The 13,191-nt window shown below is 67.9% G+C and carries 19 protein-coding genes; 6 read left to right on the top strand and 13 right to left on the bottom strand.

Translation table 11 applies throughout. The features are described 5' to 3' along the window. Positions 1-69 precede the first annotated feature (69 nt). From ACFY04_RS06865 to ACFY04_RS06815, 11 genes are all read right to left on the bottom strand, one after another. Positions 70-576, bottom strand: coding sequence for a hypothetical protein (locus ACFY04_RS06865; RefSeq protein WP_389114599.1), 507 nt, complete (start codon positions 574-576; stop codon positions 70-72). Positions 577-587: 11 nt separating this feature from the next. After that, positions 588-899: a hypothetical protein gene (locus tag ACFY04_RS06860; protein ID WP_389114598.1), complete on the bottom strand. Its 312-nt coding sequence runs from the start codon at positions 897-899 to the stop codon at positions 588-590. An 8-nt stretch (positions 900-907) separates the two neighbouring features. Continuing rightward, positions 908-1,357 carry a hypothetical protein gene (locus tag ACFY04_RS06855; RefSeq protein WP_389114596.1) on the bottom strand — a complete coding sequence of 150 codons (450 nt, stop codon included), beginning with the start codon at positions 1,355-1,357 and terminating at the stop codon, positions 908-910. A 10-nt stretch (positions 1,358-1,367) separates the two neighbouring features. Further along, on the bottom strand, positions 1,368-1,556 hold the full coding sequence (locus ACFY04_RS06850) for a hypothetical protein (protein WP_356520927.1): 189 nt from the start codon (positions 1,554-1,556) through the stop codon (positions 1,368-1,370). Positions 1,557-1,720: 164 nt separating this feature from the next. Further along, positions 1,721-1,918: a hypothetical protein gene (locus tag ACFY04_RS06845; protein ID WP_356520929.1), complete on the bottom strand. Its 198-nt coding sequence runs from the start codon at positions 1,916-1,918 to the stop codon at positions 1,721-1,723. A gap of 18 nt (positions 1,919-1,936) precedes the next feature. Then, positions 1,937-2,188: a hypothetical protein gene (locus ACFY04_RS06840; protein ID WP_389114594.1), complete on the bottom strand. Its 252-nt coding sequence runs from the start codon at positions 2,186-2,188 to the stop codon at positions 1,937-1,939. A gap of 139 nt (positions 2,189-2,327) precedes the next feature. Beyond that, a complete protein-coding gene (locus ACFY04_RS06835; protein WP_389114593.1) occupies positions 2,328-4,529 on the bottom strand; it encodes a cell division protein FtsK in 2,202 nt (733 codons plus the stop codon). A gap of 130 nt (positions 4,530-4,659) precedes the next feature. Next, on the bottom strand, positions 4,660-5,055 hold the full coding sequence (locus ACFY04_RS06830; protein ID WP_389114591.1) for an RRQRL motif-containing zinc-binding protein: 396 nt from the start codon (positions 5,053-5,055) through the stop codon (positions 4,660-4,662). Beyond that, complete coding sequence (locus tag ACFY04_RS06825) at positions 5,055-6,065, bottom strand: DUF2637 domain-containing protein (RefSeq protein ID WP_389114590.1); 1,011 nt, start codon at positions 6,063-6,065, stop codon at positions 5,055-5,057. The genes ACFY04_RS06830 and ACFY04_RS06825 overlap by 1 nt, the downstream gene beginning before the upstream one ends. Then, complete coding sequence (locus ACFY04_RS06820; RefSeq protein WP_389114588.1) at positions 6,062-6,250, bottom strand: hypothetical protein; 189 nt, start codon at positions 6,248-6,250, stop codon at positions 6,062-6,064. Before ACFY04_RS06820 ends, ACFY04_RS06825 begins: the two co-directional genes overlap by 4 nt. Beyond that, positions 6,247-6,543, bottom strand: a complete 297-nt coding sequence (locus ACFY04_RS06815) for a hypothetical protein (protein WP_389114587.1) — start codon at positions 6,541-6,543, stop codon at positions 6,247-6,249. The genes ACFY04_RS06820 and ACFY04_RS06815 overlap by 4 nt, the downstream gene beginning before the upstream one ends. Before the next feature lie 499 nt (positions 6,544-7,042). On the opposite strand from ACFY04_RS06815, the gene ACFY04_RS06810 reads away from it, so the two are divergent. Continuing rightward, positions 7,043-7,420, top strand: a complete 378-nt coding sequence (locus ACFY04_RS06810) for a GntR family transcriptional regulator (protein ID WP_389114586.1) — start codon at positions 7,043-7,045, stop codon at positions 7,418-7,420. A gap of 228 nt (positions 7,421-7,648) precedes the next feature. Here ACFY04_RS06810 and ACFY04_RS06805 read toward each other — a convergent pair whose 3' ends face one another. Further along, positions 7,649-8,191 (bottom strand): flavoprotein, encoded by a 543-nt coding sequence (locus ACFY04_RS06805; protein ID WP_389114585.1) that lies wholly within the window; start codon positions 8,189-8,191, stop codon positions 7,649-7,651. Positions 8,192-8,208: 17 nt separating this feature from the next. Continuing rightward, entirely contained in the window at positions 8,209-9,444 is a 1,236-nt protein-coding gene (locus ACFY04_RS06800) for a helix-turn-helix domain-containing protein (protein ID WP_389114584.1), read from the bottom strand. A gap of 270 nt (positions 9,445-9,714) precedes the next feature. Between ACFY04_RS06800 and ACFY04_RS06795 the strand changes: the two genes are divergently transcribed. The 5 genes from ACFY04_RS06795 to ACFY04_RS06775 all read left to right on the top strand — a co-directional run bounded on the left by ACFY04_RS06795 (position 9,715) and on the right by ACFY04_RS06775 (position 13,175). Further along, positions 9,715-9,984, top strand: coding sequence for a hypothetical protein (locus tag ACFY04_RS06795; protein ID WP_389114582.1), 270 nt, complete (start codon positions 9,715-9,717; stop codon positions 9,982-9,984). Between the two features lie 136 nt (positions 9,985-10,120). Next, entirely contained in the window at positions 10,121-10,489 is a 369-nt protein-coding gene (locus ACFY04_RS06790; RefSeq protein ID WP_389114580.1) for a DUF6009 family protein, read from the top strand. 202 nt (positions 10,490-10,691) lie between these two features. Next, entirely contained in the window at positions 10,692-11,318 is a 627-nt protein-coding gene (locus ACFY04_RS06785; protein WP_389114579.1) for a hypothetical protein, read from the top strand. Continuing rightward, the gene (locus ACFY04_RS06780; RefSeq protein ID WP_389114577.1) at positions 11,315-12,358 is read left to right on the top strand and encodes a helix-turn-helix domain-containing protein; all 1,044 of its coding nucleotides are present in this window, start codon (positions 11,315-11,317) and stop codon (positions 12,356-12,358) included. Before ACFY04_RS06785 ends, ACFY04_RS06780 begins: the two co-directional genes overlap by 4 nt. Before the next feature lie 511 nt (positions 12,359-12,869). Further along, a complete protein-coding gene (locus ACFY04_RS06775) occupies positions 12,870-13,175 on the top strand; it encodes a hypothetical protein (protein ID WP_389114576.1) in 306 nt (101 codons plus the stop codon). Positions 13,176-13,191 lie beyond the last annotated feature (16 nt).

Below are 13,191 nucleotides of genomic sequence, written 5' to 3'. Positions count from 1 at the left end.
CTTCGGACTTGCGGGGAGGGCCGTGGCGGCGGGCGACCTTGGTGGGGAGTCCTGCCGCCACGGGCGTATTCAGCTGTGTCGGTGCCAGAGGGCGTACTCCTGGCGGAGGTAGCCGCGGGGTTCGCGGATGCTGTCCGGGTGGTCGGGCGTGTAGGGGCCGTCCGCGTAGCCGCTGGGGCCGAGGCCGGCGGCGTGGTCGATGGCCATCAGGCGGCGGGCGGCTTCGGTGGCGAGGGTTGCGGCTTCGCCGCTCACGGGGTCGTCGTCGGTGAGGGCGACGCGGTCCAGGAGCGCGGCCTTGCGGAGCCAGAACTCGCGGACGGCGATGCCGTGCAGGCAGTCGCGGACTCCGCGCGCGGTCCATCCGATCTCGCTGATGATGCTGGGCGCGGTGGCGTACGCGGTCTCGGGCGTGGGCCAGTGGCCGGGCTGCTGCTCTGCGGTGACGTAGAGGCGGACGCGCTCGCCGTCACGGGTCGGGTGCTGGCGGACCTGGCCAGTGGTGAAGGTCTCGGACAGAGCCTTCGTGATCTCGGGGGCCTCGGGCGGGGTGCAGATGATCCGGATCTCGAACATGCGGATTCCTCTCAGGCTGCGGGGAGTTCGAGGGTCTCTACGGCGGGTCCGGGCAGACTGACGACGTTCGTGGCCTTGCCTGGGGTGTTGGGCCCGTCGTTGTGGAAGCGCCAACTGCCGATGTCCCGCTGGCGCTTCTGCTTGTCAGGGTGGGTGTAGCGGCGGGCCTCGCCGGGGTGGGTGTGGTTCCAGCCCTCGGCGCACACCTTGTGGACGGGCTCCCCGGCGTGGGAGCGCAGTGGTGTCGGCTTGCCGCACAAGGTGCACGGCCGGTTCCCGCTGTGGTCGTAGTGGCGGGTGTCGCCCCAGTCCAGGAGCTGCATCGCCGGTCTCAGCCGTGGAAGTGGTTGCGCTTGAAGACGGCCCGGCGAATGTTGACGATCGTCCCGCCCTGGGCGCCGTGGTTGTTGCCGAGGACCTGGGTGGCGATGAAGCCGCCGAAGATGACGGCGGCCAGGATGATGAGCTGCTGGATGAGGGCTGCGATGGCGGCGATGAAGGTGGTCAGGAGCATCAGGCCGCCGCAGACGGCAGCGAAGCCGATCCCACCGAGGGCGATGTTCACAGCGAGCGGGTTGATGGCGGGCCGCTCCCGGACGGGCTCGGGGGCCTTGGTGGGGGCGATGGCGTAGCCGGTGATGATCCGGCCGTCAGGGAGCTGGACCGTCTGGACGTCCGGCAGCGGGTGCGGCTGCTGAACGTCGAGCGGCGGGTAAGCCGTGGCGAGGGGCACGGGGTGATGGAGTTCGGTGGTCTCCCGCCGGGTGAGGTCGTGGTTCAAGGGGTGCCTCCTACAGGTCGGGTATGGCGTTGATGAGAGAGGTCATGACTTGGGTGACGGCGGGGGCGGCGCCGGTGGAGGCGAGGAAGAAGCCGAACATGACGGCGACGAAGGCGCTTCCGGCGCCGAGGGTCTTGGAGCGCAGGAGGAGGAAGAGGATCAGCCCGAAGAGGGCGACGAGGGAGAGGGTGACGGCCAATGGGGTTCTCCTTGCTCGGGGTTGGGGAGTGCGGGCGGGTAGGGTGCGCGATGGTTCGGCCCTTTCGGGGGCCGGGTTTCGAGTGAGGGCCGGCGGCCGAGCCGGTCTGCCGCCAGCTAGGCGGGGGATGCGCCTCATGGCGTTCGGCCGCCGGTCCGCTTGTTCTACTTGCGGCGCGTATTGCGGGCGTCCTCGCGGGCCTGGGCGGTCTCGCGGATGCGGTCGATCTCGTTCTCGATGGCCTTGATGGACTTGCCGCGCTGCTGGCGACGGACGGCCTTGAAGCCGAGGTAGAGGACACGGGCGAGTTCACCGGGGCTGTGCGGGTCGAGGTCGGTGAAGGGCTGCGGGTCGCGGGCCATGAAGGTGCTCCCTTGGGGTCAGCGGGTGCCGGCGCGGTGGACGCGGACAGCGCGGTTGTAGATCCAGCGGCCGACGCGTATGCGCTTGCCGGTGGTGTGGCAGCGGCGGCAGTCCTTGCCGCGCTTGAGCCGTCCCTTGCGGTCGGTCCGGGTGAGGTAGCCGAAGCCGCGGCACTTACGGCAGTTCCCGAACGGTGAGGCCACGCATGTCGCGATGTAGCTGAGCGTGAGCAGCAGGATGAGGGCGCTAGCGGTGAGGAAGAGGGTCACGAAGGGCCTCCCAGCCGGTTTCAGGGCGTGCGGGGGCCAGCCCGCTAGGAACTAGCGGGCTGATCAGGCATGGAATGGGGTGCTAGGCGCGGTGCTAGACCTAGCGGGGTGCTCCGCTAGGTCTAGCTGCGGATCGGGGTCAGCTCGCGTCCCGCTTTCCGTCACGCTCCGCGCTCGCCTTGACGATGTCGGCGCGTACGATGCCGCGCCGGTTGGCGCCCTTCCCGGCCTCGGTCTTTCCCCAGACCTGGATGGTGGGGACGCCGTAGGGCTTGAGGACGTAGGCCAGCTGCTCGGGCTCCCACCCGCCGTAGACGTCCGGCCGCAGCTCCGCCAGGCGGGCGACGACGACCTCGGACCAGAGCTTGGGCTCTTCCGCGGGGACGACGGCGAGGATGTCGGACAGCAGGTCGTACGCGGACCGCTCCGCGTGCTCCGGCTCCTGACCGAGGGCGTGACCGGCGAGGGTGCCCGCCCGCTCGCGGGCGGCGCGGGCCCGGTTCCCGATGGCCTCGGCGGTCGGGGCATCCACGTAGACGGAGGACACGATGCGGGCGTCCGCTCCCTCGCCCACGAAGTAGTGGATGCCCTTGTCCTTCCAGGAGAACATCGTGGCCCGCACACCCCGCTTGTAGGAGGAGGTGCCCAGCACCATGTCGTTCTCCAGCTGGCCCATGACCTTCAGGCAGAAGCGCGCCGACGCGTTCGCGGAGATCCCGGTGGGCAGGGCCTTGGCGTCCGGGCGCTGGGTAGCCAGGAGCAGGACGATGCCGGTGGCGGGGCCGCGCTTGACCAGGTCGGTGCAGATTTCCTCGAACTCGGCGCCGTGCTTGGGGTGCTCGAACCACACTTGGCACTCGTCCACCCCGATCACGATCGGGTGCAACCCCAGCTTGGGCTTGTTCGCCAGCTCGCTGGTCACCTTCGACTCGGGGCAGATGTCGCGGGGCAGGGACCGGATCATCTTCGCCCGTCGCCGCAGTTCCTCGCGGACTTCTCGCAGGTCTACGAGGGCGTAGTCGATGTCGGCGTCTTCATCGCCGGCGCGGTGGCGGTGGGAGACCTTCTCCCCGACCGGGTCGAGGTCTCCGGTGCCCTTGAGGTCGTAGGTGTGCAGCTCAGCGCGGGTGTCGAGCGCGGCGATCAGGAGTAGGAGGCGGAGGAGGAAGGTCTTGCCCATGCGGGGGATCGCGCCGATGACGGCCGCGATGTACATGAGGGTGATCTCCACCCACCGTCCGCGCTGGTCGGTGCCGAACGCGACGGGCTTGAACAGGTCCACGCTCCCGGACTTCAGGAGCGGCCAGGTGGGCTTCTTTGCGGTGGACATGTCCTGGTCGCCGACCCAGAGCACGAGGCGGCCGGTGTGCTCGTCCGGGACGGCCTCGGGCCACACGCAGCCGAGGGGGCGGCGCAGGCCGGAGGCGAGCTTGTCGCGGCGCTCGATGACGTCGGTGACGGTGACGCCGTAGGGGAGGTCTCCCTCGGCCCGCCAGCCGGGCCCGTCGCGGGTGATAGGGGCGGTGAAGGTGAACCCGTCACGGCCCTTGGACTGAGCCTGGCTGATCGGGGCGATGCCGAGGGCGCCGAGGGCGCGCAGGATGATGTCCGAGGTCAACTTGGGCGCCTTCGCGACCTCGACGGCGCGGTTGATGACGGGGGCGTCGGGGCGTCGGCCGGCCGCGCCGAGGGCGAGGACCAGGGCGCTGATGGAGAGGGCGTGGACCCAGCCGGGGGCCAGGATGTAGTTGGCGAGCGCGGTGATGGAGCCGACCAGCAGGGAGAGTCCGGCGATGATGGCGCGCAGCCGGACGCGTCCGTCACGCTGGCGGGAGAGGGTCAGGTACTCGGCGGCGTCCTCACGGCGGACGGCCGCAGCGCGGACGGGGTCGCCCTCGCGGTCGGCCAGCCACCTCACCGTCCCCCCGACCACCCGCGCGGCACCGCGGGGCGCCTGGAGGGTGAGGCGGGCGGCGTAGACCGGGGACCGCAGCGCGTGATACCCGGCCAGGTGGGAATAGTGCTTGGCCACCCAACCAGCGGCCGTCTTCAGTTCAGCGCTGGAGCGCAGCCACGGCGGGATGATCGCCCGACGCTTCGCGCCGAGGAGTCGGCCGAGGTAGCCGGGCCCGGCGAGGGCGGGTCCGTCGACGAGCCGTCGGGCCGACGGGTCGCCCGACTCGTCGGCCGCCGTCGCGGGTGCCGAGTCGGCGGACGGATCGGCCGTCGCGTGGCGGGCGGTGCGGGCCTTGTCGAGGTCGACCACGTCGGCGCCGAAGTCGGCGGTCAGTTCGGCTTCGAGTCGGTTGAAGAAGTCGTGCTCGTCGTCAGGGTGCTTCACTGGAGCTTCCTTCCAGAGCGAGGGAAATGACGGGCCCGACCGACTGCTGTGAGAGGTGAGCGGTCGGGCCCGTGTCCTTGATGGTGAGTCAGGTGCCTGCACAGGTAGGCACGCAAAGTGCGTGCCTTGTTCAGGCGGCGCGCTGTTCTTGAGTGGTGCTGCAGTCGGTGCATGTACCGAGGGAGGTCGGGATGACGTATCCGGCGTCCCTCTGGCAGTCGGGGCAGGTGCGGCGGGCCCGCATCGCCTTGGCGAGCGCGGATACTCGGCCGGGGGTCATGGGACGAACGGGCTTGGCCCGGTCGACGTCGTAGAGGTAGGCGGCACGGATCCCGGGGCTGCCCGGCTGGCGGTATCGGTTGGAGTGCCACATCAGCTGCGCAACGACGTCTTGGCCGCCGGGCCTGAGCCCTTGCTCGCGCAGCTGGCGGCGGGTGGCCAGGCCGAGCGGGGCCAGGTTCCATGGGTAGGTGGGGATACCGAAGCGTTCCCCGCGCGGGTCCCAGAACCGCGGCTGGCCGGCCATCAGGCGGCCGTCTCAAGCAGGTTGTCCACCTCGTCAGTGGGCTGTCGCTTGCGGCCTTCGGCTCGCTCGGCCAACAGGGCGTCCCGCAGGGATCGGGAGCTGGCGGCGGAGCAGCGCAGGTGAGTGCGGATGGCCTCGGCATTGATCGCGGTGTCGGGCCAAGCCGCCGTCACGTCACGGGCTTCGGCGAGCAGCTGCTCGGCGGTCCGCTGTCCCTTGGTGGCCTTGGCCCGGCTCGGCCGCCTACGCGGGGAGCGGGGCGCCCTGCCCTTCGGTGCTTCCATCTCGGGGCCTGCGGGCTCCACAGCCTCGGCAGGAACCGACGTGATCGTCTCGGTCGCCTCGACGGCGGGGGCCAGCTCGCCGAGCTTGAGCAGGACCCGCTGGCGTCGTGGTGTCTTCGTGCGCCACTTGCGGCCGTGCAGCTCCCGCAGATCAGCGCGGGCCAGCTGTCGTTCCCGTTCCTTCGCCAGTGCCTCGGTGTAGGAGGTGATCTCCCACAAGGTCATGCGGCGCCAGAGCGCGAAGGTGGAGGGGAAGGCGAGCAGCCATCGGGAACGTCGGATCTTCTCCATCCGGCGGCCGGTGACGGCGCCGATCCGGACGGCGTAGACGTGGGCAACGATCTCGGCGAACACGACCCACAGCAGCGGCATCGTGCCGTGCGCGAGCTTCGCGGACAGCGAGTGCCCGGCCGCGATGTTCAGCCAGCATGTCACCGCGGTCAGGGCCCAGGGCACGAACCGCACCCACGCGAGCGGCATGTCCATCCGGATGAGCAGCAGGTTGGCCGCGGTGAACACCGGGATCGCGATGTCGATGCCGATCGGCAGCATCCACGGCGAACCGAACGCCCACCGCTCCGCCGCCGCCGAGACCGCATCGAACGAAGAGGCCAGGCCCAGCCCGCCGACCCCTGCCGCCGCCACGGCGGCGAAGCCCATCAGGCCCAGCTCGGGCTTGGTCAGAGGCGGAACCTCGGGCCGTGCGTTCTCCGGCGTGGTCGTCATCGCGCACCGCCAATCCGCCGACGGTGGTTCGCCCAGCCGATGTGGTGGGCGCAGAAGCCGATCGCGGCGATCAGGAGCAGCCACTGCTCGTGCAGCGCCACAGCGGCCAGCAGCGCGGTGATCGTGACCGCCGAGCCGGTCGCGATCAGGATCCGGTCGGCGCCATCGGGCGAGTGCTGGCTCATGCCGCCGCCCCCTTGCCGGAACGCGTGCGGCGGCGGGCGGGCCGCCGCCGCATCGGGACGACGTTGAACAGCTCCGGCGCGTTCGCCTCGATCACCTGGGCGGCGACCCGGCTCACGTCATCCGGCAGATCCGGGTTCTCGGCGAGGATGTCGCGGGCCGCATCCAGACGGGCCGCACGCTCCTCCTCACTCTCACCCTCCACCCCGAGCCACAGCTCCAGCGGGGTACCCAGGGCCAGCTCGATGAACTCGTTCACACTGACGGCCTCCTGGCCGCCGATGTACGTACGCATGGTGCTCTCCTGAAGTCAGCAGGGGCGGGGAGAACCCGGCGGTGGGCGACCTTGGTGGGGAGTCCCACCGCCGGGCGGAGACGTGCAATGGGAGGGCTTCGCCGTCCCGCCGTTGCCACGGCGGACAGCCCCGAGCCCTGGGTGTCGGGCGCGTCATCGTCGCTGCTCTGACGCCAGCAGGGCGGCGCGCAACGGGTGGCAGCCGAAGCTGTTCTCCAGGGCCGATACGCGGAAATGTGAGCCGCCAGGCGGTCATGACCCAGCCGCCAGGGGACGGGATCACGCCCGTCACGTCTTGCTACTCACTCTGTTCATTTCTCAAGGAGCCAGTGGTTCCTTCGGATCCGTTTCGCGGGATCCTCCGGGCACGGGAGACGCACGAGAGATGATCCAGATTGACCTAGGTCCATCTCTTGGTTAGGAAGCTACCCAGGTCGATCCGGGTCGTCAAGCGGCTCGACCGGATTCGAATTGACCTAGGCCGGTTACGCTCGAACGCATGGAGAAGAGCGCCGGCGCACCGCGCCCCACGGCCAAGGACATCGCCGCCGACATCCGCCGCGAGATCGCGAGTGGGAAGCTGGGGCCAGGCGACCAGCTCAGGGCTGCTCGCGAGCTGGCCAAGGAGTACCAAGTGACCTTGGTCAAGGTTCAGAACGCGTATCGCGAGCTGAGCGACGAAGGACTCGTGTTCTCCGAGGTGGGGCGCGGGACGTTCGTCGCCGACCCCTCGCAGCCCATCCGCTCGGGGGACGGCGGAGGCGGAACGGCGTTCATCGCCCTCGCCACGGAGATCAGCGCGCTTCACGAGACGCTCAGGCAGTTCGGGGAACGGCTGGAACGCCTGGAAGAGATCGTGAAGACGCGGGGTGCGTAAGCCCCTCTACAACACCATCTGCGCGTAAGGACAGCCGCAACAACTCCTGTTGAGCGGCTCTGATGCCCGCCAGGAGCAAGGCACACTGTGCAGCGCTGAGTTCACTTGCTTCACGCGGCTGTTCGGCTGTGATCGGCATGTGGGACAGCCTGAGTGCATAAACGACTGTGGACCCGGACAGATTGTCCGGGTCCACAGTCGTTGCAGGTCAGCAGTGTTGGCACTCCGTCAGTCAACCGCTCGATCCGCCGCGTCCAGAATTGCGCCCCAGGGGAGGGGACGACCAGGCGGGGCCTCTCTCGGCTCATACAGCGGCCATACGTCAGGGCCGTAGACCAGGTGGACTTCCGCCTCGCGCAAGGCGTCCAGATGCCGCTTCCACGCGGGATGGCGGGCATGGGCGGCATTGACGCGGGGGAACACGATCACGGGTAGCCCAAGGGTGCCCAGGGCTTCCCCAACCTGCGTAAGCGCCTGGTTGTCCGCAATGCCGGTGGCCAGCTTGGCGATCGTGTTCGCTGTGGCCGGAGCGACCACGTAGCAGTCAACCCGAGGGTGTGGGCTGCTGGTCTCCGGAAGACGCTGCTCGTCCCGGACTGGGAGCCCAGTCACCGTCTCCAAGCGCTTCACCTCCCCACTCAGACGGAGCCAATTCGCGGCGGCTGGCGTCAGCGTGACCGCCACTTGCCAACCGCGCTCGATGGCAGGCTCGACCAACCCTGTCCGCAGCACCTCTAGCCCGCCGGCCGCCGCGCCGACCACGCCGAGCACTCCCCGCTTCCCCGTACTCACTGCACCGCCCTGCATCGTTGAGCCATCACGAATACCTCGGATGAGCGCGCGCCTGCGGTGACTGGAGACTGCTTCGTGAGGTCCCGCAACGTCTCGCGCACCCTTGGATTGTTTCGCACGAGCTGTGGAGACGTTCGCTCAGCCGTACGCAACTCGGTGAATGCCTCATCCCCATGGCCCGCCAGCGAGAGCGCACGAGCGAAGTCGATGCGGTGCGAGACGCTCCGCTCCTGGGGCATGTGGTCTACGTTGATCCGTCCGTGCTCCACGACGTACGAGACGTTGTCCAGGTCGAGCTCGATGGACAGTCGGTGCAAGAGCACGTTGGTCGGGCCAAAGCAGGTCTGCCAGTAGTTCTCGTCTGAGCCGAGATCGTCCGCCAATTCCTCGGCGCGATTGAGCAAGCGGATCGCTGTAGGTCGGTCCTGATGGCGAGCAGCAGCGACCGCCGCCCGCAGATGGACCATCCCGAGCAAGCTCAGAGCCGCGGGGTCGCCGTCCTCCACCTGAGGTGCCAGCCAGTTCGCTGTGGCGTCCCCCAACTCCATTGCCGCCCCGTACCGCCCGTTGGCGAGCAGTGCATGCGTCCCGGACCGAGCAGCTGACGCCAGAACCAGCGGATCATCGGAGGCGTCAGCGGCTTGCATGGCGCGCTCGGCGGCGAGCCAAGAGATATCGGACTCCCCGATCTTCGCCAGCGTTGTAGCGGCAAGGTGATGGGTGCGGGCAGAGACAGCCCAACAGTCATGGCGGTCCTCTTCCCGCCGGGCCGCGCGATCCTCCAGCTCCTGAGCAGTCTGAAGGAGAGCCGGAAGGGCAGCAATCACGCTTCCGAGCCGCCCACCCTGGTAGTCGCCCCATGCCTTCTCGACCCGCACGGCTGCTGGCGCCGGGGTCGGGAGCTGCACCCCCGCCTCAGGACCGAACAACAGCCGAGACAGCCGCCGCGGGCTCATGAGGGCGTCACGCACGGCCGGGATATCGTCCTGATGCTTCTCGTCCTCCATGAGGGTGGACTGGCCCACCAAGTCACCAAGGGGGACACGGAGGATCCGCGCCAGCTCCGCCAGCATGTCGACGCGGGGCGGCTTGCGCCGGCCTGTCTCTGCTTTCGCCAGCCAGTCCGTGCTCCGTCCCACCAATCCGGCCAGCACCTCTTGCGTGTAGCCGCGGCGCTTCCGGTAGAACGCGATTCGTTCGCCAATGCTGAGGTGATCTCCAAGACCACGCATGGGGTGTTGCCTCCCGCTGCTGAGTAGGGGCGCCTCTCACGGTACCGACGTGGTGATGCGCGGGTGAGCCCTCTCATCCGTCATCACCTCAGCCAGCCTGTGCGGCGAAACACGAGAAGACCCGGACGGAGTGTCCGGGCGTGATGGACCATGTCGGAAGGTGTCCGAGCTGTCCGACTGTCCGGTTGGGTCTTTGACCTGGGAAAACAATCCGGACACTGCTGGGCAGAGCTGTCCGGACTGTCCGGTGTCCATGAAGGGATGCATGCCTTGCTGCGCATTGACGGAGATTCAACGACCGGAGGCGCCACCATCAGCGTCAGGAAGACCCAGGGCGGACGTATCGAGTTGTTCGTCGACTGCGACAGGCCGCAGGCCCTCGGCGACGGCACGACGGTGGTCAGCAGCACCTTGCCACCGGGCAAGGCACGTGAGCTCCTGGCCAAGCTTGTGCAAGAGACACCCTGGCTCCAGGAAGCGCTAGCCATGCAGAGGATCGACCAGCTGCTGTCCGAAGGCACCGGCCCGGTCGGCTGGTAGCCGTCACCACTGTCCGTGTCACAGACGGCTGCAACACCGGGGGGTTCCAGCCCTTGCCTGATGGCCTCAGGAAGGTGGAGTAGGAGGCGTTCGCCCTGGGGAAGCTCTGCCTCTATCAAGCTCTGGGAGGGGCAGCGTGAGCGTTACGCCTGAGGAGATCGAGCATGAAGACAGGATCGTATGGACTGAGGATGTCAGTTCATTCGACTACGTCCGCGAGACCCTAGTAAGGAGTGCTCGCAACCGGCGTCGGCCCATCTCACCGCCGGCAGGGCGTCGAGTCGGCTACACCGTTCTCAGGGAGGATGCGCCCAGCAACCACAATGCTCCCGGCACGTTCTCGCGTCGCGTGTTCTGGGTGAAGGACCACGACCGGTCCGAGCAGCCGAAGGGCAAGGGGGTCTACAGCGGGATCGCCCCCAGCGAGGCTGTGGACCCTCGGACGGTGGCCCCTGGCACTCCCGGCGAGCTGACGGAGCGGGCCTGGGGCGGAAAGCTTCCTTAGGCACTGCGCACGGTGCCGCGTGGGTGACTAACTGCGTGCCTACCGGCCGGGACTGCGGCGGACGTGCATGGACACTCACGGACCTCCGCCGCAGGTCAGCGCGTTAGCCTCGGCAGATCGCCGGTTGTCCCGGGTTACTTCGGGAAACACCTTCCGATCAACCCTGGACACGGGGATCAGCTTGGGCGGTATATTTTCCGGCATGATTTCCTACCCAGAATCATCTGACGTCCTGTCCGGCTTAGGCCCGAAGGTCACACGGAGCCTCGTGCGAGCCGTCGATCTGGCTGCGGAAGACCTGCTTGCCTACCGAACAGAGCGCCCCTCCTGGGTGGCACAAAGCAGCGAGCGCGGACTGGCCAACTGGATCCACGACCGCCTTTGGGCGCACCTCACTGCGGAACTCGACGGGCACCCTGGGGTCACCCTCACTGACGGCGAGCCCACTCGGGAGCTCGTGGTAGGCATCAGCTATCGTCTGCGGGTCAAGCGTCACCGCGAAGACGGCCAGGTCAGCAGCTACGCCACTCAGACCGCCCTGGAGTTTTTCGCGCAGGGCACGCAGGAGGCGTTTCCTGGCCTCGACGAGGTTCGTTTGACTGCTGGATACGAGTGGGATCCTGATACGAGGAAGATCGGCGAGGCGGTCCTGTCGCTACGCAACGGCCAAGAGAAAGTCGTCTGGCTGATCCCTCTCCGCGAGGTCGGTGAAGGCGGCGCCGGCGGCACAGTGCAGCCCGTTCGTCCGACAACGCCGACGCCCCCTCTGCCGTCGATCGACGTTCCGGCATCGGCTCAGCAGGACGCAATGGAGGACAGGTCAACATGAGCAGTCTCGGCGAAGCAATCTCTACAGCTCGCCGGGCCCTTGGCACCACCCAGGAAGAGTTGGCAGCGGCCGCTGGGGTAACCCAAGGAGCCCTGTCGCGGTACGAGAAGAACATGCGTGAGCCGGAGGGAGACGTTCTCTCCCGGCTCGCCCATGCTCTTGGTGTGACGGAGTCCTTCCTCAAGGGGGCGGGCTCCGTCCGCGGGGCGATGGCCGTGGATGCCCACATGCGCAAGCGCGCAACCGCCAAGGCGACCACGTGGCGACAGCTCGAAGCACGCTTGAACATGTACCGGATGCACGTACGCCACCTGATGGAAGAAGTGTCGCTACGTGCTGAGCAGAGGATCCCAACGTTCGACCCAGTAGACACCGACCCGGCGGACGCAGCTCGCATGGTGCGCATGCAGTGGCGGATGCCTATCGGCCCAGTCCAGACAATCACCCCTTGGATGGAAGCTGCAGGGTGCATCGTGCTGGCTGAGGATTTCGGCACGTCGCGGGTAGATGGCCTCTCGCAATGGGTGGACGACTATCCGGTCGTCTTGATCAACGCATCCGCGCCAGTGGACCGTCTGAGACTGACCCTGGGGCATGAACTCGGTCACCTCTGCCTGCACTCATCCGAGGTCACTCTCACCATGGAAGAGGACGCGAATCGTTTCGCTGCCGAGTTCCTGATGCCCGAGGAGGTCATTCGACCCCAGCTCAGGAACCTCACGTTGGGGCGGCTACACGACCTAAAACGCGAGTGGGGCACGTCGATGCAAGCACTCATTGAACGCGCCCGCGAACTCAATGTGATCACTCCAGACAAGCGGACCAACCTCTATAAAGCCCTCAGCAACAAGGGGTGGCGCACACAAGAGCCCCTGAGCGACGAGCTCAGTCCAGAGATCCCGGCCTTGGCCCGAAGCATTGGCGAGGCAATGTCCGCCAAGGGGCTCACCCCCGATGAGATCGCTTCGATCGCTGGGTTCGCAGACTCCTCCCGGAACACCATCTTCGTTGCTCAGGAGCGACGCCTCCGAGCGATTTGAGCGGGAGAGAATCCAGGGCCCAGCTAAGAGACCTGCTGTAACACTGCGGTGTTACAGCCCGGTTGTGGCGAGCGCCGAGGCGCCTTCCTCACTGAGCCTTGAGAGTCGGAGTGAGTGTCTAACTGAGCGACAACGGGGGCTCACACTGACGGACGTCCACGGACGCTCACGGCCATCCGTCGCAGGTCAGCCCGGTAGACTCGGCAGCTCGCCCCTTGCCCCGGAATGCTTCGGGACGAAGAGGTCGTGGGTTCAAATCCCGCCACCCCGACAGAGCAGTATCAGGAAGACCACCTACTGATTCGGTAGGTGGTCTTCCTGTTTTGGTCTGCGTGCTGACCTGGTGAACGAGGTGTCCGATGACGGTCTTCCAGTGCCGTGACTGCCACCGTGCGGTGACGCCGACCGTCACCGAGCGGCCCCTGCCGGACCCCAATACGGATGACGGGTGGTATCGGCCGGAGGCCGGGCCCCCGATGCGAACGGTCATACCGACCGGCCGATCGTGCGGATGGCCCCGGGGACGTTCGCGGTCGACCCCGATCCATCCGGCCCGCCGTACGTACTGGACGAGCCGTCCGGTCTGCTCGTCGAATCCGGTCCCAGCCGCACCGTCGTGCTCAACCCCGGCGATGGCATCGGCCTGGAGGAGCACCCGGACATCGCGATGCGCCGCGGCTACTGCTGTGGGATGGACGGCGAATGGGGGCCCAACCTGGTGTGCGCGTGCGGGGCGGTCATCGCCACCGTCTACTCGGACTGCTACCAGGTCCAGGAGCTGAGGCTCCGGCCGGGCGCCGTCGAGCGCTGCGATTGACCGGGCTTCCCCGCGG

This window comes from Streptomyces sp. NPDC001549, assembly GCF_042894025.1.
GTDB lineage: Bacteria > Actinomycetota > Actinomycetes > Streptomycetales > Streptomycetaceae > Streptomyces > Streptomyces kutzneri.
This window is presented reverse-complemented; position numbering and strand designations above follow the sequence as displayed.